The sequence below is a fragment of the Clavibacter phaseoli genome (genome assembly GCF_021922925.1).
GTDB lineage: Bacteria > Actinomycetota > Actinomycetes > Actinomycetales > Microbacteriaceae > Clavibacter > Clavibacter phaseoli.
Genome location: NZ_CP040786.1, coordinates 280,824 through 302,531, shown reverse-complemented (window position 1 = coordinate 302,531; position 21,708 = coordinate 280,824). Strand labels below are relative to the sequence as shown.

The following is a 21,708-nucleotide window of genomic DNA, read 5'->3' as shown; positions in this document are numbered from 1 at the left end:
ACCGGTTCGCCGACGCCGACGTCGGCGTCGGCGGGGCGCGCGTCAGCCGGCGGCCGGACGGCCCCCGACGCCCTCGGCGGGCTCCGCGTCCCCCGGCTCCGGTCGCGCGCGCGGCTTCAGCTCGCTCACGAGCGTCCCCGCGACGATGAGCGCCGCGCCGACGATGGCCAGCGCGGGCAGCCGCTCGCCCGCCACGCGTCCGACGACGCCCGCCCAGACGGGCTCGCCCGCGTAGATGATCGTGGCGCGCGTCGGCGAGACGGAGCGCTGCGCCCAGTTCATCGTGAGCTGGATGAGGCAGCTGCTCGCCCCCAGCGCGACGGCGGCCACGAGCCACACCCACGAGAACGCGGGGACCGCCTCGCCCGCCAGGGGCATGCACGCGAGGGACAGCGCGCCGGCCACGAGCAGCTGCACGACGGTGACCCGGCCGACGTCGACGCGGCCGGCGAACAGGCCGATGAGGATGATCTCCGCGGCGATGGGGAGCGTGCTGACCAGCGTCGCCAGCTCCCCCGCGCCCAGCGCCACGCCCTCCTGCGGACCGGCGACGAGCAGCAGCCCGACGAAGGCGAGCGCCACGCCCACCAGGGCGAGCGCGCCCGGCCGCCTCCGGAACGCCGCCCACTGCAGCAGCGGCACCAGCGGCACGTACAGCGCGGTGATGAAGGCGGAGGTGCTGCTCGGGATGGTCTGCAGCCCGTACGTCTGGAGGCCGTAGCCGAGGAAGATCATGACCCCGATCGCCGCGCCCGCGCCCAGGTCGATGCGGCGCATCCCGCGGAGCGCCCGACGGAAGACGACCGCGCTGATCAGCCCGGCCGCGAGGAACCGGAGCCCGACGAAGAACAGCGGGCCGCTGTGCTCCATCGCGACGTGCACCGCGAGGAACGTGCCGCCCCAGATCGCGGTGATCCCGATGAGCGCCCACTCGGGGCGGGACGGCCGGACGGCGCGGGGCAGCATCGTGCGCATGGTGCGGAGCGGGCCGGGTCAGCCCGTGATGATGCGGGCGCCGTGCACGGGCCCGGTGGCCCGGATGACCGTGAGGCGGGCGGCGCTCAGCGCGATCTGCAGCTCGAGCGCGCTGTCGAGGTCCGCCGCGAGGAACGCGACCGTGGGGCCGGATCCCGAGACGATGCCCGCGAGCGCACCGTTCTCCTCGCCGAGCTGCAGCACCTCGCCGAGGCCGGGCGCGAGGTGGAGGGCGGGCGCCTGGAGGTCGTTGTGGAGGACCTCGGCGAGCATGTGCGGATCCCCCGCCCGCAGCGCCTGCAGCACGCCCGAGTCGACCTGCGGGATCTGCTGCGCCGGGAAGATGTCCTGCGCGTGGCGCTCGCGGTGCCGGTCGAGCTCGCCGTAGACGTCGGGCGTGGAGACGCCGAACTCGGCGATGGCGAGCACCCACTGGAACGTGCCCTTGGCGAGCGCGGGGCTCAGCCGGTCGCCGCGGCCCGTGCCGATGGCGGTGCCGCCGGCGAGGGCGAACGGCACGTCGGCGCCGAGCTCCGCGCCGAGGGCGAGCAGCTGGTCGCGCGTGCGCTCGGTGCCCCACAGGGCGTCGCAGGCGAGGAGGGTGGCCGCGGCGTCCGCGGATCCGCCGCCCATGCCGCCCGCGATGGGGACGTTCTTCTCGATGCGCAGGTGCACGCCGCCGCGGTAGCCGGTGCTCCGGGCGAGGAGCCGCGCCGCGCGGACGGCGAGGTTGTCGGCGCCGGTCGTGAGGTGCGACGTGTCGATGGATCCGCCGAACTCGACCGAGAACCCGTCGGACTTCGTGGCCCACACGTCCTCGTAGAGGCTCACCGCCTGGTACGCGGTGGCGACGTCGTGGTAGCCGTCCTCCTGCAGGGCGCCGACCGTGAGCGAGACGTTGATCTTGCCCGGGGCCCGCGCGTGCACCACGTCGGAGGTGGCGGCCGGGGCGGTCATGTGCTCCAACCTAGCGGAGGCTGGGAGGCACTCCGTCCCCGTCGCGATCGGCCCAGGCACGGGCCACGCGGAGGTAGTCGTCGACGCTCAGCTGCTCGCCCCGCGAAGTGGGGGCGACCCCTCCGGCCTCGAGGAGGGCGGACGCGGCCTCGCTCCCGCCGAGCAGCTCGGCGAGCGCCTGGCGGAGCATCTTGCGGCGCTGCTGGAAGGCGGCGTCCACGATCTTGAAGGTGCGCTTCCGCAGCTCCTCCGACGCGAAGGGCTCCGCGTGCCGCTCGAAGGCGACGAGCACGGAGTCGACGTTGGGCACCGGCCAGAACACCTGGCGGCTGACCTGGCCGGCCGTGCGCCACGCGCCGTACCAGGCGGCCTTGACGCTCGGGGATCCGTAGACCTTGGATCCGGGTGCCGCGGCGATGCGGTGACCGACCTCGGCCTGCACCATCACGACGCCCGTGCGGATCGCCGGGAAGTGCTCGAGCAGGTGCAGCAGCACGGGCACCGAGACGTTGTAGGGCAGGTTCGCGACGAGCGCCGTGGGATCCCCGGGCAGCTCGGCGACGCGGAGCGCGTCCTCGTGCACGACGGTCAGCGCGGCCTCCGGCTGGTAGAGCCGCACCGTGATCGGCAGCTGCTCGGCGAGCCGGCCGTCGATCTCCACCGCCACGACGCTCGCGCCGGTCTCGAGGAGGCCGAGGGTGAGGGATCCGAGTCCCGGCCCCACCTCGACCACGTGCGTGCCGGCCTCGACGCGCGCGACCCGGACGATGCGGCGCACCGTGTTCGCGTCGATGACGAAGTTCTGGCCGAGCTTCTTGGTGGGCGCGACGCCGAGCAGCTCGGCGAGGTCGCGGATCTCGGCGGGGCCGAGGAGCGTCGGGGCGGCGGGCGCGGCGGGTGCCGTGTCGTCGCTCACGCGCGGCCCGCCGGATCGATCTCGGCGGGGTCCTTGGCCGGCGACGTCACGGGCTCGTCGTCCCAGCGCCCGTAGACGAGCTCGGTGTTGGAGGAGATCTGCGCGGCGAGCATCGACACGTCGGTGCCGAGGTGCGCGGCCATCGCGCGGAGCGTGTGCGGGATCAGGTACGGCGCGTTCGGCCGGCCGCGGAACGGCACGGGCGTGAGGAACGGCGCGTCCGTCTCCACGAGCAGCAGCGAGCGCGGCGCGAAGGCGAGCGCCTCGCGGAGGTCGTGCGCGTTCTTGAAGGTGACCGTGCCGGAGAACGACATGTACCAGCCGTTCTCGGCGCAGATCCGGGCGAGGTCCTCGTCGCCGGAGAAGCAGTGGAAGACCGTGCGCTCGGGGGCGCCGACGCGCAGCAGGGTCGCCACGACCTCGTCGTGCGCGTCGCGGTCGTGGATCTGGAGGGCGATGCCGCGCTCCTTGGCGATGCGGATGTGCTCCTCGAACGAGCGCTGCTGGGCGGCGCGGCCCTCCTCGCCGGTGCGGAAGAAGTCGAGGCCGGTCTCGCCGACGGCGCGCACGCGCGGGCGTCCGGCGAGCTCGTGGATCTCGGCCAGCGCGTCGTCGAGCGTGCCCGCCTCCTCGTAGGCCGGGGCCTCATTCGGGTGGATCGCGACGGCGGCCAGCATGCGCGGCTCGTGGGCCGCGGTCTCCGCGGACCAGCGGGAGGTCTCGAGGTCGCCGCCGACCTGGATCACGCCGCGCACGCCGACCGAGCTCGCGCGGTCGAGGTGCTCGGTGAAGTCGATGGGCGACTCGCCGTCCGCGATCTCGAGGTGCGTGTGGTTGTCGTAGACGGGGACCGTGAGCGCCTCGGGCAGCGGCGGGTACGTGAGGTCGCGCGTCTGGCCGTGGACCGCGGTGGTGTCGCGCTGGCGCACGTAGTTGGAGTCGGACATCGCGCTCACTCTACCGACGGGCGGGTGCCGCGCCCGGCGGGGCGCGGCACCCGGATGCACGACGGCGGGTCAGGCGGCGGGCGTCGCCGGCTCCTGCTCGATGCGGGGGAAGAGCGGCGCCTCGAGCGGGGTGACGGTGCCGGATCCGGTCCACTCGTCGGCGAGGTCGATGCGCTGCTGGCCGACCGTGCCGGTGCCGCCGAGCGCGGTCCAGAGCTTCGCGGTGGCGCCGGGCAGCACGGGCGCGAGCAGCACGGCGAGCGTGCCGAGTCCGCGGACCGCGGTGTGCAGAACGGTCTCGAGGCGCGCGCGGTCCTCGTCCTTCTTCGCGAGGGCCCAGGGCTCCTGGCTCGTGATGTAGCCGTTGAGCTCGTCGACCAGGGTCCAGACGGCGGCGAGCGACTCGTGGATCGCGAGCCGCTCGATGGCGTCGTCCGCGGTGGACGCGGCGGCGCGCGCGACGGCCAGCACGCGCTCGTCGGCCTCGGTGAGCTCGTCCGCCTCGGGGATCCGGCCGTCGAAGTAGCGGCCGACCATGGCGATCACGCGGGAGGAGAGGTTGCCGAAGCCGTTGGCGAGCTCGGCCTGGTAGCGGGCGCTGAGGTCCTCCCAGCTGAACGAGCCGTCCTGCCCGAAGGCGAAGGCGCGCATGAAGTAGTAGCGGAACGCGTCGATGCCGAAGGTGTCGGTGATGGTCTGCGGCACGATCCCCGTGAGCTTCGACTTCGACATCTTCTCGCCGCCGACGAGCAGCCAGCCGTGGCCGAAGACGCGACGGGGCGGCTCCTCGCCGAGCGCCATGAGCATGGCGGGCCAGATGACCGCGTGGAAGCGGAGGATGTCCTTCCCGACGAGGTGCGTGGCGGGCCAACGGCGGGCGAACTGCTCGTCGTCCACGCCGTAGCCGATGGCCGTGACGTAGTTCATCAGCGCCTCGAACCACACGTAGACGACGTGGCTCTCGTCCCACGGGATGGGGATGCCCCAGTCGAAGCTGGAGCGCGAGATCGACAGGTCCTCGAGGCCCCGGCGCACGAACGACAGGATCTCGTTGCGGGCGCTCTCGGGCTGGATGAAGTCGGGGCGCTCCTCGTAGAACGCGAGGAGCCGCTCGCCGAAGTCGCTCATGCGGAAGAAGTAGTTCTTCTCCTCCAGCAGCTCGACGGGCTTGGAGTGGATGGCGCAGACGAGCTGCCCCTCGAACGGACCGGTGCCCTCGAGGAGGTCGGAGGGCTGCTTGTACTCCTCGCAGCCGACGCAGTAGTAGCCCTTGTACTCGCCCGTGTAGATGAACCCGGCGTCGTGGAGGCGCTGCAGGAAGATCTTGACGCTCTCCTCGTGGCGGGCGTCCGTGGTGCGGATGAAGTCGTCGTTGGAGATGTCGACGGCCTCGAGCAGCGGCTGCCAGCTCTCGGTGACGAGGCGGTCGGCCCACGCCTGCGGGGTCGTGTCGTGTGCCGTCGCGGTGCGGAGGATCTTCTGCCCGTGCTCGTCGGTGCCGGTGAGGAACCAGGTGTCGTCGCCGCGCTGGCGGTGCCAGCGGGCGAGGACGTCGGCGGCGACCTCGGTGTACGCGTGCCCGATGTGCGGGACGTCGTTCACGTAGAAGATCGGCGTGGTGATGTAGAAGGGCTCGCCGCGGGACATGGGCTCCATCCTAACGATCGGCGGGAGCGCTCCCGGTCGTGTGACCGGGGCCCGCGGGGCGGCTCCGGCGGCGGTCAGGACAGGTGGCGCTCCGCCGGTCCGTCGTACTCCGAGAGCGGCCGGATCAGCGAGTTCGCGGCCCGCTGCTCCACGATGTGCGCCGTCCAGCCGACCACGCGCGCGGCCACGAACAGCGGCGTGAAGGCCTGCGTCGCGAAGCCGAGGAGCGCGTACGCCGGGCCCGACGGGTAGTCGAGGTTCGGCAGGATCCCCGTGCGCTCGGCCATGCCGCGCTCGAGCGCGTCGTACAGCTCCATGGTGCGCCGCGCGGACTCCCCCGTCTCGCCGCCCGCCTCGACCCGCACGGCGACGAGGTCGTCGAGCGCCTGCTTCATGGTGGGCACGCGGGAGTCGCCCGCGCGGTAGACGCGGTGACCGAAGCCCATGACCTTGCGCTTCGCGGCGAGCGCCTCGTCGAGCCACGCCTCGACCCGCGACGCGTCGCCGATCTCGTCCAGCGTCTCGAGCACGGCCTCGTTGGCGCCGCCGTGCAGCGGGCCCTTGAGCGCGCCGATCGCGCCCGTGACCGCGGAGTGCAGGTCGGCGAGGGTCGAGGTGATGACTCGGGCCGTGAACGTGGAGGCGTTGAAGGAGTGCTCGGCGTAGAGGATCAGCGATACCTCCATGGCCTTCGCGTCCGCCTCGGTGGGCCGGTCGCCGTGCACCATGAGGAGGAGGTTCTCGGCGAGGCCGAGGTCGTCGCGCGGCTCGACCGGGTCGAGGCCCTGGCGGCGGCGCTGGTCGTAGGCGATGAGCACGGGGATCTGCGCGAGCAGCCGCACGGAGCGCTCCAGGTCGGCGTCGGCCGAGTGGTCGTCCGGGGTGGGATCCGCGGCGCCGATCGCGCTGACGGCCGTGCGCAGGACGTCCATCGGGTGGGCGTCGACGGGCAGGGCGTCGATGATCCGCAGCACCGCGTCGGCCGGCCGTCGCTCGGCGCGCTCCTGGTTCTCGAAGTGCGCGAGCTCCTCGTCCGTGGGCAGCTCGCCGTGCCACAGGAGGTACGCCACCTGCTCGAAGGAGCAGTGCGCCGCGAGCTCCTGCACGGGGTACCCGCGGTAGAGGAGGGAGTTGGTGGCCGGCTCGACCTTGCTGATGCGGGTCGTGTCGACGACGACCCCGGCGAGGCCCTTGCGGATGTCGGTCATGGTGCTCCTTCGCGTCATGCCGCACCCACGTGGTCGGGCGGATCGGGTCGCCTCCGGGTGCGCTCGTCACTGTATCGGGGCGGATGGCGCGGGGGCGAGGGTCGCCGGAGGTCGCCACGTGGACGGACGGCGACGGGCTGGGGAGGGACGGGCATGACGGGCGGCTCCGCTCCCGGGTCGGCGGCCGCTCCGCTCGGTAGCCTCACCAGCAGGCGCTCCCGAGGCGCCGCCCGCACCACCGCGCCGACCCGGAGGACGCCATGCCCGAGAGCACCGACCACGCCGATCCCGCCGCCGAGGCCGACGCCGCGCGCGAGCCGCAGACGGACGCCGGGACCGAGCCGGAGCGCTACGACGTCGCCGTCATCGGCGCCGGGCCCGCGGGCACCGCCGCCGCCCTCCGCGCCGCCGAGCTGGGCGCGTCCGTCGTCGTGCTGGAGGCCGGCCGCGTCGGCGGAACGTGCGTCAACACCGGCTGCGTGCCCACGCGCGTGCTCGCGAAGACCGCGCGGCTCGTGCGCGAGGTGCGCTCCGCGGGCGAGAACGGGATCGGCGTGGACGAGCCGACACCGCACTGGCCGTCGATCGTCGCGCGGGTGCACGAGCAGGTCGACCGGGTGCGCTCGCTCAAGCGCGAGGCCGAGCGGTTCCGGGAGGCGGGCGTGACGCTCGTCCACGAGGGCCGCGCGCGCTTCGTCGACGACCGCACGCTCGAGCTCGACAGCGGCCGGCGGATCACCGCGGGCGCGATCATCGTGTGCGTCGGCGGCCACTCGAAGCGCCTGCCCGTGCCCGGCGCCGACCTCGCGACCGTGCCCGAGGACGTGCTCGCGCTGCCCGGGATCCCGCGCCGCCTCGCCGTCATCGGCGCCGGCAACACGGGCGCGCAGCTCGTCACCGTCTTCCGCTCGTTCGGCTCCGAGGTGACGCTGCTCGACGTCGCGCCGCGCGTGCTCACCGCGTCCGACGAGGCGATCTCGGCGGCCGTCGCCGACGCGTTCCGCGCGCAGGGCGTGCGCGTGCGCACCGGCATCGACACCGTCACGGGTCTCACCAGGACGGGCGACGGATCCATCACCCTGCTCTGGCGCGACGGCGACCGCCCGCAGTCCTCCAGCTTCGACGCCGTGATCATGGCCACCGGCTGGCCCGCCGACGTCGACGACCTGGGGCTCGAGCACGCAGGGCTGGAGGCGGAGCGCTCGGCGATCCCGGTCGACCGCTACCTCCGCACGCGCGTGCCGCACATCCTCGCGGTGGGCGACGCCAACGGGAAGGACATGCTCGTCCAGGCGGCGCAGTCCGAGGGCGAGGCCGCGGCCGAGAACGCGGTGCTGGGGGTCAACCGGCGGATCCCGCTGCAGCTCCTCCCGGCCGGCGGCTTCACCGACCCCGACTACGCGGGCGTCGGCCTCACCCAGGCGGAGGCGCGCGAACGCGACAGCGGATGCGTGATCGCGCGCGTGCCGTTCGCCGAGGTCGACCGCGCCGTGATCGACGACCGCGAGGCCGGCTTCCTCCTCCTCATCGCCGACCGCCGCCGCGAGCTCATCCTCGGCGCGCACGCCGTGGGCGAGAACGCGGTCGAGGTCATCCAGTCGGTCACCACCGCGATGGCCGCGGGCGTCGACGTCGCGACCCTCGCGCACGTGCGGTTCGCGTACCCGACCTACAGCGCGATCATCGGGATCGCTGCGCGGCGCCTGCTGCAGGACGAGGCGCTGGCGGGCGAGCTGGACTGACGCGGCGTCCGGGCGAGAGCAGTCGCCTCTCGAGCGAGTCGTCCCCGAGGTGGTCGTGCCGCCCCATCAGACCGCGTCGTCCATCCCCGCCATGTCGAGGACGAAGCGGTAGCGGACGTCGTTGCGGCGGAGCCGGTCGATCGCGGTGTCCACCTCGGCGGCGGGCAGGACCTCCACGTCGGCCGTGATCCCGTGCTCGCCGCAGAAGTCGAGCAGGTCCTGCGTCGCGGGACGCCCGGCGCTGCCGGAGGACGCGAGCCGGCGGCGGCCGGTGAGCAGGTCCATCGCCGGGACGGAGAGCTGACCCAGGAAGCCGAGCACGCAGAGCGTGCCGTCGAGGTCGAGCACGCGGAGGTAGGGGGCGAGGTCGTGCGCGACGGAGACCGTGTCGAGCACGAGGTCGAGGCTGGAGGCGGCACGGGCCATCGCGTCGGCGTCCGTGGAGACGACCACCCGCGTGGCGCCCAGACGCTCGGCGTCCGCGGCCTTGGCCGCGCTCGTCGTGAACACCGTGACCTCCGCGCCGAGGGCCCGCCCCAGCCGCACCGCGAGGTGGCCGAGACCGCCGAGGCCGACGACGCCGAGGCGCGTGCCGGGCCCGACGCCCGCGGACCGCAGCGGCTCCCAGACCGTGACGCCCGCGCACATGAGCGGCGCGACAGCGGCGGGATCGAGCGACACCGGGCGGCGGTAGACGAAGGACTCGCGGACCACGTAGCGGCCGGACCAGCCGCCGCGGGTCGTGGATCCGTCGAGGCGGTCGCGGCCGCCGTAGGTGAGGGTCGGGAACTCGACGCACATGTTCTCGTGGCCGCCGCGGCACATGGCGCAGACGCCGCACGAGTCGACGATGTTGCCGATCGCGACCGGGTCGCCGGGCGCGAAGGCCGTGACGGCGGATCCGACGGCCACCACCTCCCCCACGAACTCATGGCCGGGGACGAGCGCGTCGTCGCGGCCGTGCTGGTCGAGGGCGTGCAGGTCCGAGTAGCAGACGCCGCAGTGCGTGACGCGGACGTCGACGTCGTCGGGGTGGAGGTCGCGGCGGTCGATCGAGGTCGGTCGGAGGGGCTGGCCGGAGGCCGGGGACAGGAGGGCTGTGGTGCGCATGCCGTCACTCTACCTACTGGTTGGTAGCTACGTACGATGGATGCATGACCTCCAGCGCCGACCGCACCCGGCAGCGCATCCTCGACGCGGCGACGGAGGAGTTCGCCGCCCGGGGCATCGCGGGGGCACGCGTCGACCGCGTCGCCGCGGCGTCCGGCATGAGCAAGCCGATGCTGTACTCGCACTTCGGCGGCAAGGACAGGCTGTTCGACGCGGTGTTCGCCGAGCACGTGATCGCGAACGGCGACCGCGTCCCCTTCACCGCCGACGACCTGCCCGCCTACGCCGCCCTCCTCTACGACGACTACCTGCAGGATCCGGCGCTCGCCCGCCTGGTGATGTGGAAGCGCCTCGAACGGGACGCGACCGGCTTCCTCTACCCGGGCCTCGAGGGGTTCCAGGCCGGGAACATCCGCGCGATCCAGGCGGCGCAGGCGGCCGGGCGGATCCGCGCGGACCTCGATCCCGAGGACGTCTGGTCGCTCCTCATCGCGACGGCCGCGAGCTGGGCGCAGGTCTCGATCACGACCGTCGCGACCGCGCCCGAGCCGGACGCGGTGCACGCACGCCGGCGCACGGCGCTCGCGGCATTCGTGCGCGACGGGCTCTGCGCGGTCGGGTCGACGGCGGGCTGATCCGGGTACCGTGGCTCCGCAGCCGCTACGGCCGGACGGCCGCCCGCGCGTCGCGCCGCCGCTCGACCGCCGTCATCACGAGGAAGAGCGTCGTCCAGAGCACGAGGCCCGCGGCGAGGAAGATCCCGACGACCGCGAGCCCTCCGCCCACCGTGTCCACCGGGAACCAGCCGCTCATCAGGAGCGCCGGGAGGACGGTCACGAGCATGAGCGCGAAGTGCGTGACCGACTGCCGGGTGAGGGTCCAGCGGTCCACCTGGTAGATGAGCGAGCCGGCGGCGGTCGCCGCGACGATGACGCCGACCGCGAGGGTCGAGCGGCCGTCCTCCGTCTGGCCGCCCGCGAGGAGGTAGGCGCCGATCGCGGACATGAGCACGAGCGCGATCCCGCCGAGGAGCGCGGCGCGGAGGAGCAGGCGCGGACGGCGCGCGGCGGCGGCCTCGCCGGCGTCGCGGGTCATCCGGCGGCCGGCTCCCGCGGCGGCCCGGCGAGCCACGCGTACTCGGTGCTGCACGCGTCCGGGATCCCCTCCATGCCGGAGAGGTCGTCCGGGGACGTCGGCTCGGAGGACACGCCGCCGCCCAGGCTGACCTCGTCGCCCACCCGGTGCGCCTCGTCGCCGAGCGTGAGGGTCGTCCCGTCCCACCGGGTCGTCCGCTCCGGGAGGATCGGCAGCCAGTAGGCGGAGCCGCCGTCGGGCGCGTAGCCCGGCGTCTCGAGGTAGAGGCAGCCGTCACGCTCGACGAGCGTGCCGGTCAGGAGCGCCTCCATGGCGCCGCCGTCGTCGCGGTAGGTGGCGATCTCCGCGGAACCGGGAGAGGCCGCCGCGTCGGCACGGACGGGGTCCGCGGCGGGGCCGGTGGAGCAGCCCCCGAGGCTGGTGCCGAGGACGGCCGCCGCCGCGAGCGCGCCCGCGACGGTCCGCGCTGGTGCTGGTGCTGGTGCTGGTGCTGGTGCTGGCGCTCGTCGCATGGGTCTCCGTCGTCGCGCCCAGTCGACCACGCCCGCCCACGGCTGCGGAACCCCCGTTCCGGGTGGGGCGCGTGTGCACGCTCCGACCGCCCGAGTCCGACTCGCGGCTAGCCTCGCCGGATGCGCGCCGCCCCCGCCGCCCGATCTGGCGGGGCGCGCGCGGTCATCCGTGCGGGGAACGTCCTCGCGTCGGTCGGCGAGGGGATGCTGCTGGCCGTGCTCGCCCTCGGCCTCGCGCTCGACGGGACGCTCCACGGCCTCGACGAGCGCGACTAGGCATCACGCCCCGCCGCGGTTCCCCTCCAGCGTGAAGGTGAAGACGTCCTCGTCGAACGCGCTGTAGCCCGCGTAGTCGAGGAGCTCGTAGAGGCGGGCGCGGGTCTGCATCTCCGGCACCTTCGACGCGAGCGTGCCCTCCTCGAGGATCGCGTCGAGGCCGCGCTCGGCGGCGCCCATCGCGAGGCGCAGGAGCGACACCGGGTAGATGACGATGTTGACGCCCACGTCGCGCAGCTGCGACGTCGTGAACAGCTCGCTCTTCCCGAACTCGGTCATGTTGGCGAGGATCGGCACGTCGACCGCGGCGCGCATCGCCTCGAACTCGGCGAGGTCCGCCATCGCCTCGGGGAAGATCGCGTCGGCCCCGGCGTCCACCAGCGCGCGAGCGCGGTCGACCGCCGCGGCCATGCCGTCCACGCCGCGCACGTCGGTGCGGGCCATGACGAGCAGGTCGGGATCGCGTCGGGCGTCGACGGCCGCGCGGATCCGCTTCAGCGCCGTCGACTCGTCCACCACCTGCTTGCCGTCGAGGTGGCCGCAGCGCTTGGGGTTCACCTGGTCCTCGATGTGGAGGCCCGCGACGCCGGCGTCCTCGAGCATCTGCACGGTGCGGGCGACGTTCATCGGCTCGCCGAAGCCCGTGTCCGCGTCCACGAGGCACGGCAGGTCGGTCACGCGCGCGATCTGCTGGGAGCGCCCGGCCACCTCGGTGAGCGTGGTGAGGCCGATGTCCGGCAGGCCGAGATCCGCCGACAGCACGGCGCCGGAGATGTAGACGCCGTCCATCCCCTTGTCCTGGATGAGGCGCGCCGACAGCGGGTTGAACGCGCCGGGCATCCGGAGCAGCTCGCCCGACGCGAGGCGCTCGCGGAACGCGCGGCGCTTGGCGGCGGAGGTGAGGTCCGAGTGCAGCACTAGAGGAGTCCCTTCGGGGAGCCGGCGCCGTCGAGGAGGCCGGGCCGGGCGGTCACGGTGAGGCCGGCGAGCTCGTCGGCGGCGAGCTCGGGCAGGCGCTCGACGAGCGCGAGGAAGCGGTCGACCTCGCGATCCTCGAGCACGCCGTCGGCGAGCGTGCGCAGCTTGGCGACGTAGTCGGCGCGCGCGAACGGCCGGGCGCCGAGCGGGTGCGCGTCGGCGACGGCGATCTCGTCGACGATGGTCGAGCCGTCGGTCAGGCGGATCTCCACCCGGCCGCCGAACGCCTTCTCGGCCGGGTCCATGGAGTGGTACCGGCGGGTCCACTCCGGGTCCTCGGTCGTGGTGACGCGGCGCCAGAGGTCGACCGTGTCGGGGCGGCCCGCGCGCTCGGGCGCGTACGAGTCGACGTGGTGCCACGCGCCGTCCTGCAGCGCGACCGTGAAGATGTACGGGATCGAGTGGTCGAGCGTCTCGCGGCTGGCGCGCGGGTCGTACTTCTGCGGGTCGTTCGCGCCGGATCCGATGACCACGTGCGTGTGGTGCGACGAGTGGATGAGGACGCGGTCGATCGCGTCGGCGTCCGCGAGCACCGGGTGCGCGTGGTGCAGGCGGCGGGCGAGGTCGATCCACGCCTGCGCCTGGTACTCGGCCGAGTGCTCCTTCGTGTACGTGTCGAGGATCGCCCGCTTGGCCTCGCCGGGCGCGGGCAGCGGCACGTCGTAGGAGGCCGCAGGGCCGTCGAGCAGCCACGCGATCACGCCGTCCTCGCCCTCGTAGATGGGGGTGGGGCTGGTCTGGCCGCGCATCGCCCGGTCGATCGCCTCGACGGCCATCTTCCCGGCGAACGCCGGCGCGTGCGCCTTCCACGTGCTGATCGCGCCCTTGCGCGACTGGCGCGTGGCGGTCGTGGTGTGGAGCGCCTGGCCGATGGCCTGGAAGACCGTGCCCTCGTCGAGGCCGAGGAGCGTGCCGATGCCGGCCGCGGCCGACGGGCCGAGGTGCGCGACGTGGTCGATCTTGTGCGCGTGCAGGCTGATGGCCTTCACGAGGTCGACCTGGATCTCGTAGCCGGTCGCGATGCCGCGGATCACGTCGGCGCCCGTGAGCGCGCGGCCGTCGGGGCGGCCGGCCGCGGCGGCGTGCTGGGCGGCGGCGAGGATCGGCGGGATGTTGTCGCCCGGGTGCGAGTACTCGGCGGCGAGGAACGTGTCGTGGTAGTCGAGCTCGCGCACGGCCACGCCGTTCGCCCAGGCCGCCCACTCGGCGCTCACGCGGTCGGCGGGATCCGCGCCCACGACGGTCGCGCCCGCGCCGCCCATGGACGGCCCGTGCGCGAGGGCCTGCGCGCGCGCCGAGACCACGGGCGCCCGCGTGAGCGAGGCGGTCGCGACGGCCGCGTTGTCGATGATGCGGTTGACGATCATCTCGGTGACGTCGGCGTCGACCTCGACCGGGTCCGCGGCGACGGCGGCGATGCGCCCCGCGAGCTGCTCCCCGGGAGGCAGGGCCTCGTCGCTGCGGTGGACGCGGACGCGGTGGATCTGCATGCTCTTCCTCACGGTCGGGCGCCTGACGCGGAGGGCTCGTGACCCCGTCCGCGCGGCACCGGTCCAGCGTATCCACCGCCGGGGCCGCCATACGCTGGGGCGTGCTCACCGTCACCCCGGAGTCCCCGCGCCAGGACGACGTGCTGCCGCTGCTGCGGCAGGCCGACGACTTCGCGCTCGCCCTCTACCCGGCCGAGAGCTACCACGCGCTCGACGTCGCCGACCTCGAACGGCCCGCCGTCACGTTCCTCGTCGCGCGCCACGACGGCCGCGCGCTGGGCACCGCGGCGGTCGTCGACCGGGGTGACGGATCCGCGGAGCTGAAGCGCGTGTTCGTCACCGACGCGGCGCGCGGCCTCGGCCTCGGACGCGCGCTCCTGGTCGCCGCCGAGGACCGGGCCCGCGCGCTCGGCGCCCACGTGATGCGGCTCGAGACCGGCCTGCCGCAGACCGCCGCCATCGCGATGTACGAGCGCGGCGGCTACCGGCACGTGCCGCGCTTCGGGCCGTACGCCGAGGATCCGACGAGCGTCTGCATGGAGCGCGACCTGCGCCGGGATCCCGGGCCGGTCCCGCGCTGGATCCTCCGACCCGCCCTCCCGGACGACGCGACGTGGATGGCCGAGCTCCGCGCCGTCGCCCTCCGGCCCGACCTCGAGCGGCTCGGCCGGTGGGATCCGGTGCGCGTCCGCCGCCGCTTCCTCGACGGCTGGGCGCCCGCGCGCACCTCGGTGATCCGCGTCGGCGGCCGCGACGCCGGCCTCATCGCCTGCCGCGACGAGCCGGACGCGCACTGGGTCGAGCACTTCTACCTGGATCCCGCGCTGCAGGGACAGGGCATCGGCGGCGAGGTGCTGCGCGACCTCATGGCGCGGCACGACGACGGCCACCCGTTCCGCCTCGACGTGCTGCAGGGCAGCGCGGCGCGGCGGCTCTACGAGCGGGCGGGGTTCCGGGTCGAGCGGGAGGACGCCGTTGACGCGTGGCTGGTGGCGCTGCGCCGCCGGTGACCCGCCTCCCGCCGGGCGGACCGCGCGGCCCGGCTGATCCGCGTGCGTCACATGCGGATGCGCTCGGCCATCACCGCGGCCCACGACCGGTAGACCCGGCCGTAGAAGGTGTCGTGCCCGTCGGACGTGGTGAACTCGTGCACCATCGCGGTCGGGAACGGGACGCTCACGGTGCCCCGGAACCCCGCGACGACCGACCGTGTCTCCTCGTTCAGCAGCCGGGCCTGCTCCCCGACCCGTCGCGCCATGCGGGCGGGCGTCTCGGAGGAGAGCTCCAGCGGCGGCACCTCCGCGACGAGGATGACGGCGGACTCGCCGAGGTGCGCGCGGAGATCCGCGAGCAGGATCCGCAGGTGCTTGCGCCACACCCACGGCGGCGTGAAGCGGAACGAGTCCCCGATCCCGAGCAGCACCACGACGACGTCCGCGAGGATCAGCTGCGGGTTGTCGCGGAACAGCTTCTGCGCCGTCCGGATCGAGTAGTCCGACGTGGTCAGGGCCTGCCAGCGCACTCCGCGGCGGCTGTCCCGGTCGATGCGTCGGGCGAGCTGGGCTCCGAGCGTCAGGTCCGACGTGAGGGTCTGATAGCCGATCGCGGTGGCCTCGCCGATGACCGTCACCAGGACGGGCCAGTCCCCCGGGAGGGAGCCCTCCGATGCTCCCTCCGGGAACGGTGCCTGCCTCAGCTGCCGGCGCATCACGTGATACGGGAGGAAGCCGAGCGCCGCACGCCCGATGTCGCGGACGGTCGCGAGGCTCACCGCCATCGCCGGGCCGCCGACCGGGCTGCCGATGCGGGACATGACCGCAACCTCGTGGGGGCGCTCATGGACCGGTGGTCGCCGGGTAGCGGAGCTGCATGGTCACGCCGTCGACCGTGCCGGTCCAGGACATGTCCGGGCCGACCAGGTGGATCGGCTCGTGCGTGCACTCGAACGCGTCCGCGAGGCCGAGGTGCACGATCCACGCCTCGACGATCTCCCCGCGCCCGGCGACGGGATGCGCGTCGGCATGACCGGAGACGTGGATGCCCTCGTCGAGGGATCCGAGGCTCCACGCCATCGGGGCGAGTCCTCCTTCGGCTCCGGCGGCGTTGAGGCTCTGCGCGATGGCCGCGTCGATGACCCGACGCTCGATCCATCGCGGGACAGTCGACGTCTCCGACGCATGGGACACGGCGGACCCCCATTCGGGTCATGGAGCACGGGTCACCGTGACGCGCATGGATGACGGGGGGATTCATGACTCGGGGCCGAGGAGGAGCGTCGTGCGAACAGCCCGGGGTCTGGGAGCGTGATCGAAGGCTAACCGCCGGAGTCGCGGCGGACGAGAACACAGGAAGCCATAAGGGCGCCCGCGCATCGGGCGCGTGCCCGGCGCCCTCGACACGTCCCGCCGACGTGCCGGCTCCCGCCCGTGGGCAGGGTGCCGGCGCCGGACGTGGAGCGAGCCCGCCGCGGGTGGCGGCGGGCTCGTGCGTGTGCATCGCATTCGGGTCGACGCTCACGTGAATCGACACGTGCCGGCCGGATCCCGCGCTCGTGGGGTCGAGGGACGGGTCCGAGGGACAGTGCGGGCACCGGCCCGGGAAGACCGGGTGCCGCATCGACCATAAGCTCCGGTCCCCCTAAATGAGGACAACCTCGCGCACGGCGTCGCTGGATGGATAGGGGCGACGCCGGAGCCGAGCGGCGAGCCCGCCGGCGGCGCGGGTCGCCGTGGGGACGTCGGAGCCGCCACCCGCGGAACAGGGCCCGGGAGCGGGGTCAGTCGACCCGGCGCTCGGCCTTGATGCGCTTCCGCGCCGCGCGGACCGTGAGCACGGAGAGGTAGTCCTGCACGGTCGCATCCCGGAGCGTCGCCAGCTCCTCCTCCACCACCGCCCGGAGCTCCGCCTCCGGACGATCGGGGTACTTCTTCTGGAGCTGCTCGGTGGAGTCGCGGACGATCTGGTCGTAGTCGACGTCGGTTGTCATGGCCTCATCATCCCCCGGGCGGGCGGACGCCAGCCCGGGGCGGCGCCTCCCGCGCCTGCGGAGAGGGATCCCTACGCGGGCGCGCCCGCGGACGTCACGGCCAGGATCACCGGGCCGACAGCCGCGACCTGCCGTGCCGCGGTCCACCGCTCGGGATCACCGGCCGCGAGGCTCGAGACGCCCTCGACGGCGGCGACGAGGGCGGCCGCTCGATCGGCCGCGTCGGCGACGAGGTCGGGGTGCGCGGAGACGATGAGGCGCGCGACCCTGTCGACGAAGGCCCTGCTGTTCGCGGCATGCCGTTCGGCGAGGACCGGGTCCGCGAGCGCCGCGGCGAGGAAGCCCACCCACACCCGCGCCTCGGCCAGCCGCTCGCGGTCCGCGGGCAGCGCGCCCAGCACGACGGCCCGCAGGGCCGACCCGGCGTCGGGGGCATCGGCCTCGAGCGCGTCGGAGCGATCGCGCGTGCGCTGGTGCATGAGGTCGCGGGCGTGCAGCAGGAGGGCCCGCTTGTCCCGGAACGTGTGCAGCACGAGTCCCGTCGTGCAGCCCGCGCGCTCGGCGACGGCGCGGAGCGTGAGACCCGTCGGGCCGCGATCGGCGAGCGTCTCGAACACCGCCTCCGACAGCCGCAGCCGGCTCGCCTCCGCATCCCGCGTCCTGGTCATGCAGTCACCGTAACAGGTGTTACCGTAACGATCGTCACGAGAGGATCCCCATGACCTGGACGATCGCCCCCACGCCCTTCGACCACCCCGACGCCGACCGGCTCCGGCGAGCGCAGCGCGTCGAGCTGGACGCGCGCTACGGGAGCGACGACCACGAGCCGGGCACTCCCCCGTCGGCGGACGACGTGCCCGTGTTCCTCGTCGCGCGGACGAGCGACGGTCGGCCCGTCGCCTGCGGGGGACTCCGCCCCCTGGCCGACGAGGTCGCCGGGCCCGGGAGCGTCGAGGTCAAGCGCATGTACGTCGATCCGTCGGCGCGGGGATCCGGGGTGGCGGCCGCCGTCCTCCGCGCCCTCGAGGCCGCCGCCCGCGATCGGGGCGCGCAGCGCGTGGTCCTCGAGACGGGCATCCTGCAGCCCGACGCCATCCGCTTCTACGAGCGCGAGGGCTACGCGAGCATCCCCCTGTACGGCCCCTACGTCGGGTGCGCCGAGTCCCGGTGCTTCGCGCGCGCCCTCTGAGCGACCGCCCCGGAGAGCTCCCGGTCGCGGCGGCGCCGGTCTGAGAGGCATCGTTCGCCGGACACCCGCCGACGCGCGGCCGGTGGTGCGGGAGACGGCCGACGGGAGACGGGCGACGTCACCCGATCCGCGTCGTGCAGCGGAAGCGATGCGCCGGTCGCGTCGGGAGCGCACGGGGCGGCAGGAGTTCACGGAAGCAGAACATCGCGTTCATGCACGGCCTCGCGCCGTGCCCCATGCTCCTGTCGCCGAGCCCGGCGCGTCCCCCGCGCGCCCGCACGGCGATCCCCGCGCGCCCACGCGCGCTCCTCCCACAGAAGGACGAACGTGAAGATCCCCCCTGCCCGCCGTGCCGCCCCCGCGCGCATCGGCGCCCTCACCGTGGCGGCCGCCGCGGTGGCGCTCTCCGTCGGCATCGGCGCGCCCGCGCACGCCGCCGACCCCGCGCTCCAGCCGGCTCCCACCGCGAGCGACCACCTCATCACCGACGTGCCGGGCCTCGTCAACGGGCGCGAGCTCGGCGCGTTCGCCGGCGTCGACGGGCGCACGGTCGCCGCGAGCCGCCTGATCCGCACGGAGTCGCTCGACAGGATCACCGCGGCCGGCGCCGCGACGCTCGCGAGCGTGCACCACGTCGACCTCGTGATCGACCTGCGCACCCCCGGCCAGATCCAGGCCAAGCCCGACGTGCCGATCCCCGGCGCGAAGACCGTCGCCATCTCGATGTTCGGCGACGCCGGCGACTACCCGGACGACACGGTCATGTACCGCGACCTCATCGACAAGGGCCACGTCGACGCGGGTACGCCCGGCGTCATGATCAACGCGTACCGCAGCATCCTGCGGACGCTGGCCGCGCACACCGGGGACGGCACGATCCTCATCCACTGCTCGCACGGCATGGACCGCACGGGCACCGTCATCGACCTGCTCGACCGGATCCTCGGCGTCGGCAGCTCCGACATCCTCCACGACTACCTGCTCTCGAACACGCAGCTCGGCGTCACGTGGGCCACGCCCGCGCTCCTCCAGGGCACGTTCGAGGCGGGCATCGCGTCGCGCTACGCGGGGATGGACTCCTACATCCGCACCACGCTCGGCGTCGACGACCAGGAGATCCGGGCCCTCCGCGCCGAGTTCCTCGTCTCGGACGACGCGGCGGCGGCCTCCATCACCGTGGGCGGCGTGGCCGTGCCGCTCGGCGACGCGGCCGGATCCGCCGGGGCCGTCGTGCCCGTCGGCCTCCCCGCCGTCACTCCCGCCGACGTGCGGGTGACCACCGCGGACGGATCAGCCTCGTCGTCCGTCGCGGTCGACGGCCGCACCGTGACCGTCACCGTGACCGCGGCGGACGGGCGCACGACGCGCACGTACCGCGTCACGGCCGGGCTCGCGGAGATCGCGCTGCCGGGCGGATCCGCTCCCACCGCGGGCGGCACCGTCGCGTTCCGCGCCGCCGGCCTCACGCCGGGCGCGACGTACCGGGTGATCCTGCGCTCGACGCCGACCGACGTCGGTTCCGTCACCGCGGCATCGGACGGCGCCGCGTCGGGCACCGTCACGATCCCCGCGGGCACCGACCCCGGCACGCACACGCTGACCCTCGTGGACGCGCAGGGCCGGGCGGTCTCGGATCCCGCGACCATCACCGTGAGCGCCGCGGCCGTCTCCGCCGTCACGGCGACCGCGACCGGCGCGCGTCACGCGGGCCCCATGGTCGCGACCGGCGGCGCGGCCGTCGCCGCCGACCCGTGGCCGGGCCTCGCGCTCGCCGCGCTCGGCCTCGCGGGCCTCGCCGCGATCGCGGGCCGCACGATCGCGCGCCGTCGCGTCGCGCCGCGCAGGCCGTGACGACGACTGCGACGACGGCTGGTCGGGCGACCCGGCGGCGGCTCCTCGCCGCCGCCGGCGTCGTCGTCGCGTCCGCGGCCGTGGTCGCGGGCGGGCTCGCCGCGGTGGGCGGGTGGCCGGTCCCGGCCGACCTCCCCCGCGACCTCGCGGGCGCCCCGGTGCAGGCTGACGTCCCCGCGCCCGCCGCGGGCGCCGACGGCGCCATCACGGCGGTCGACTCGGGCCTCGGCCGGTTCCGCGCCCCCTCGGTCGGTCTCGACGTGCCGCTCGGCGCGGTCGACGTGGTCGGCGGCGTCGTGGATCCCCCGGGCTTCTCCTCCGCGTACCGCGTGCGCGACCTCGGCGTCGCGCCCGAGGACGCCGCGACGGGCACGGTGTTCGTCGTGATGCACTCGGTGCGCGGCGGCGGCACGGGCCCCGGCGACCTGCTCATCGACGACCGGGCGGGCAGCGCGAGCGTCGCCCCCGGCGCGGTGATCGAGGTGGCGGGCGTCGACTACGCCGTCGGATCCAGCCGCGCGGTGCCCAAGGGCCAGCTGCCCGACGACGCCGAGGTCTGGGCCGACACCCCGGGCCGGCTCGTCGTGATCACGTGCCTGCAGCGCCCGGACGGCAGCCCGTCGCGCGACGACATGGTGATCGAGGCGACCCGCGCCTGATCGAGGCGGGGAGCGCGGCGGCCGATGCGGCCCGGCGCTCCCCGCCTCGATAGCCTCGGCACATGCGCATGGGGACAGCACGGCACGAGGTCGCGCGCGCCTGGCACGCCGCCGTCTCCCCCGACCGGCTGCTGCTCGCCGCCAAGACCGCGCTCGCGGTCGGCATCGCCTGGGCCGTCGCGCCGTACGTGCCCGGCGTCGCGAACGAGTACCCCTACTACGCGCCGCTCGGCGCGCTCGTGAGCATGTACCCGACGCTCATGGGATCCGCGCGCACCGGCGTCCAGACGCTCCTCGGCCTCGCGGCGGGCATCGTCCTCGCGACCGCCGTGATCCTCACCACCGGCCCCTCGTGGTGGTCGATCCCCGTGATCGTCGGCATCGGCGTGATCCTCTCCGGCTCCGGCTGGTTCGGCGCGGGCCGCGAGTACGTGCCGATGGCGGCGCTGTTCGTGCTCATCGTCGGCGGGCAGGACGCCGACCAGTACTCGCTCGGCTACCTCGTGCAGATGGCGGTCGGCGTGGTGACGGGACTCCTCATCAACGTGCTCGTCGCGCCGCAGCTGTCGAGCGGGGCCGCGGGCGCGCGCATCAGCGCGTTCCAGCGCGAGGTGGCCGACCGGCTGCGCGACGTGGGCGACGCGGTCGAGGCTGACTCCCCGCCCGCGCACGACGACTGGATCCGCGCGAGCGAGGACCTCGCGGGCACCGCGCGCGCCGTGCGGGCCGAGCTCGCCGAGGCCGACGAGAGCCGCAAGGGCAACCCGCGCGCGCTGGTGAACAAGCGCGACGTGCGCATCGACCACGCGCGGCTGGAGGCGATGGACCAGATCGTGTTCCACGTCCGCGACGTGTCCGCGGCGCTCGCGGACACCACCTGGCGGGAGCGGGGCGCGATGGGCCTCGACCGCGAGATCGCTGGGCCGATCCACGACGCGTGCCACGCGGTCGCGGGCGTGCTCGACCTCGACGACCCGGACTCCCCCGAGCGCCACCGCGCGATGGGCGAGGCGGCCAGGCAGGTGCGCCTGCTCGTGGAGGCGGTCGACCGGCGGGCCCAGGAGCTCGGCCAGGCGATGGGGCCGGGCGTGCTCACCGCGATGCACCTCAAGCGCGTGCTGCGGCACCTCGAGCCGGTCGACGCGGCGGAGTCGCCGGCGCCGTAGCGGA

23 protein-coding genes are annotated in these 21,708 nt (G+C 74.5%); 8 read left to right on the top strand and 15 right to left on the bottom strand.

Going from position 1 to position 21,708, the window contains the following annotated elements; all coding sequences use genetic code 11:
* Positions 1 to 42: 42 nt before the first annotated feature.
* The 6 genes from FGI33_RS01430 to FGI33_RS01405 form a co-directional block, all read right to left on the bottom strand.
* On the bottom strand, positions 43 to 966 hold the full coding sequence (locus tag FGI33_RS01430; RefSeq protein ID WP_237582145.1) for a DMT family transporter: 924 nt from the start codon (positions 964 to 966) through the stop codon (positions 43 to 45).
* Positions 967 to 993: 27 nt separating this feature from the next.
* On the bottom strand, positions 994 to 1,932 hold the full coding sequence (locus FGI33_RS01425) for a 4-(cytidine 5'-diphospho)-2-C-methyl-D-erythritol kinase (RefSeq protein ID WP_119434203.1): 939 nt from the start codon (positions 1,930 to 1,932) through the stop codon (positions 994 to 996).
* A 10-nt stretch (positions 1,933 to 1,942) separates the two neighbouring features.
* Entirely contained in the window at positions 1,943 to 2,848 is a 906-nt protein-coding gene (gene rsmA, locus FGI33_RS01420) for a 16S rRNA (adenine(1518)-N(6)/adenine(1519)-N(6))-dimethyltransferase RsmA (RefSeq protein WP_119434204.1), read from the bottom strand.
* Complete coding sequence (locus FGI33_RS01415) at positions 2,845 to 3,795, bottom strand: TatD family hydrolase (RefSeq protein WP_119434205.1); 951 nt, start codon at positions 3,793 to 3,795, stop codon at positions 2,845 to 2,847. Before FGI33_RS01415 ends, rsmA begins: the two co-directional genes overlap by 4 nt.
* A gap of 69 nt (positions 3,796 to 3,864) precedes the next feature.
* Positions 3,865 to 5,442 carry a methionine--tRNA ligase gene (metG, locus tag FGI33_RS01410; protein WP_119434206.1) on the bottom strand — a complete coding sequence of 526 codons (1,578 nt, stop codon included), beginning with the start codon at positions 5,440 to 5,442 and terminating at the stop codon, positions 3,865 to 3,867.
* A gap of 74 nt (positions 5,443 to 5,516) precedes the next feature.
* Positions 5,517 to 6,668, bottom strand: a complete 1,152-nt coding sequence (locus tag FGI33_RS01405; RefSeq protein WP_119434207.1) for a bifunctional 2-methylcitrate synthase/citrate synthase — start codon at positions 6,666 to 6,668, stop codon at positions 5,517 to 5,519.
* 242 nt (positions 6,669 to 6,910) lie between these two features.
* Here FGI33_RS01405 and FGI33_RS01400 point away from each other — a divergent pair, with 242 nt between their 5' ends.
* Complete coding sequence (locus FGI33_RS01400) at positions 6,911 to 8,392, top strand: dihydrolipoyl dehydrogenase family protein (RefSeq protein WP_237582144.1); 1,482 nt, start codon at positions 6,911 to 6,913, stop codon at positions 8,390 to 8,392.
* A 66-nt stretch (positions 8,393 to 8,458) separates the two neighbouring features.
* Here the strand turns inward: FGI33_RS01400 and FGI33_RS01395 are convergent, their stop codons facing one another.
* Positions 8,459 to 9,502 (bottom strand): NAD(P)-dependent alcohol dehydrogenase, encoded by a 1,044-nt coding sequence (locus FGI33_RS01395; protein ID WP_119434248.1) that lies wholly within the window; start codon positions 9,500 to 9,502, stop codon positions 8,459 to 8,461.
* Positions 9,503 to 9,546: 44 nt separating this feature from the next.
* On the opposite strand from FGI33_RS01395, the gene FGI33_RS01390 reads away from it, so the two are divergent.
* Positions 9,547 to 10,137 carry a TetR/AcrR family transcriptional regulator gene (locus tag FGI33_RS01390; RefSeq protein WP_119434247.1) on the top strand — a complete coding sequence of 197 codons (591 nt, stop codon included), beginning with the start codon at positions 9,547 to 9,549 and terminating at the stop codon, positions 10,135 to 10,137.
* 25 nt (positions 10,138 to 10,162) lie between these two features.
* On the opposite strand, the gene FGI33_RS01385 is transcribed toward FGI33_RS01390, so the two are convergent.
* Positions 10,163 to 10,597 (bottom strand): DUF3021 domain-containing protein, encoded by a 435-nt coding sequence (locus tag FGI33_RS01385; protein WP_119434249.1) that lies wholly within the window; start codon positions 10,595 to 10,597, stop codon positions 10,163 to 10,165.
* Positions 10,594 to 11,109, bottom strand: a complete 516-nt coding sequence (locus FGI33_RS01380) for a hypothetical protein (RefSeq protein WP_147359332.1) — start codon at positions 11,107 to 11,109, stop codon at positions 10,594 to 10,596. Before FGI33_RS01380 ends, FGI33_RS01385 begins: the two co-directional genes overlap by 4 nt.
* Positions 11,110 to 11,229: 120 nt before the next feature.
* Here FGI33_RS01380 and FGI33_RS01375 point away from each other — a divergent pair, with 120 nt between their 5' ends.
* Positions 11,230 to 11,385 (top strand): hypothetical protein, encoded by a 156-nt coding sequence (locus FGI33_RS01375; protein WP_182623280.1) that lies wholly within the window; start codon positions 11,230 to 11,232, stop codon positions 11,383 to 11,385.
* 3 nt (positions 11,386 to 11,388) lie between these two features.
* Here FGI33_RS01375 and prpB read toward each other — a convergent pair whose 3' ends face one another.
* Complete coding sequence (prpB, locus tag FGI33_RS01370) at positions 11,389 to 12,303, bottom strand: methylisocitrate lyase (RefSeq protein ID WP_119434245.1); 915 nt, start codon at positions 12,301 to 12,303, stop codon at positions 11,389 to 11,391.
* Complete coding sequence (locus FGI33_RS01365) at positions 12,303 to 13,853, bottom strand: MmgE/PrpD family protein (RefSeq protein ID WP_119434244.1); 1,551 nt, start codon at positions 13,851 to 13,853, stop codon at positions 12,303 to 12,305. Before FGI33_RS01365 ends, prpB begins: the two co-directional genes overlap by 1 nt.
* A gap of 101 nt (positions 13,854 to 13,954) precedes the next feature.
* Between FGI33_RS01365 and FGI33_RS01360 the strand changes: the two genes are divergently transcribed.
* Entirely contained in the window at positions 13,955 to 14,863 is a 909-nt protein-coding gene (locus tag FGI33_RS01360) for a GNAT family N-acetyltransferase (protein WP_119434243.1), read from the top strand.
* 47 nt (positions 14,864 to 14,910) lie between these two features.
* Here FGI33_RS01360 and FGI33_RS01355 read toward each other — a convergent pair whose 3' ends face one another.
* The 4 genes from FGI33_RS01355 to FGI33_RS01340 form a co-directional block, all read right to left on the bottom strand.
* Positions 14,911 to 15,666: a GDSL-type esterase/lipase family protein gene (locus tag FGI33_RS01355; protein ID WP_119434242.1), complete on the bottom strand. Its 756-nt coding sequence runs from the start codon at positions 15,664 to 15,666 to the stop codon at positions 14,911 to 14,913.
* 22 nt (positions 15,667 to 15,688) lie between these two features.
* Positions 15,689 to 15,925: a hypothetical protein gene (locus tag FGI33_RS01350; protein ID WP_237582143.1), complete on the bottom strand. Its 237-nt coding sequence runs from the start codon at positions 15,923 to 15,925 to the stop codon at positions 15,689 to 15,691.
* 704 nt (positions 15,926 to 16,629) lie between these two features.
* Positions 16,630 to 16,839 carry a three-helix bundle dimerization domain-containing protein gene (locus FGI33_RS01345; RefSeq protein ID WP_119401529.1) on the bottom strand — a complete coding sequence of 70 codons (210 nt, stop codon included), beginning with the start codon at positions 16,837 to 16,839 and terminating at the stop codon, positions 16,630 to 16,632.
* A 71-nt stretch (positions 16,840 to 16,910) separates the two neighbouring features.
* A complete protein-coding gene (locus FGI33_RS01340) occupies positions 16,911 to 17,507 on the bottom strand; it encodes a TetR family transcriptional regulator C-terminal domain-containing protein (RefSeq protein ID WP_119456842.1) in 597 nt (198 codons plus the stop codon).
* Between the two features lie 50 nt (positions 17,508 to 17,557).
* On the opposite strand from FGI33_RS01340, the gene FGI33_RS01335 reads away from it, so the two are divergent.
* The 4 genes from FGI33_RS01335 to FGI33_RS01320 all read left to right on the top strand — a co-directional run bounded on the left by FGI33_RS01335 (position 17,558) and on the right by FGI33_RS01320 (position 21,704).
* Positions 17,558 to 18,028: a GNAT family N-acetyltransferase gene (locus FGI33_RS01335; protein ID WP_119435761.1), complete on the top strand. Its 471-nt coding sequence runs from the start codon at positions 17,558 to 17,560 to the stop codon at positions 18,026 to 18,028.
* Between the two features lie 327 nt (positions 18,029 to 18,355).
* Complete coding sequence (locus FGI33_RS01330) at positions 18,356 to 19,879, top strand: tyrosine-protein phosphatase (RefSeq protein ID WP_237582142.1); 1,524 nt, start codon at positions 18,356 to 18,358, stop codon at positions 19,877 to 19,879.
* Positions 19,876 to 20,538 carry a sortase family protein gene (locus tag FGI33_RS01325; RefSeq protein WP_204585729.1) on the top strand — a complete coding sequence of 221 codons (663 nt, stop codon included), beginning with the start codon at positions 19,876 to 19,878 and terminating at the stop codon, positions 20,536 to 20,538. The genes FGI33_RS01330 and FGI33_RS01325 overlap by 4 nt, the downstream gene beginning before the upstream one ends.
* 62 nt (positions 20,539 to 20,600) lie before the next feature.
* A complete protein-coding gene (locus tag FGI33_RS01320) occupies positions 20,601 to 21,704 on the top strand; it encodes an FUSC family protein (protein WP_119435599.1) in 1,104 nt (367 codons plus the stop codon).
* Positions 21,705 to 21,708: the final 4 nt, after the last annotated feature.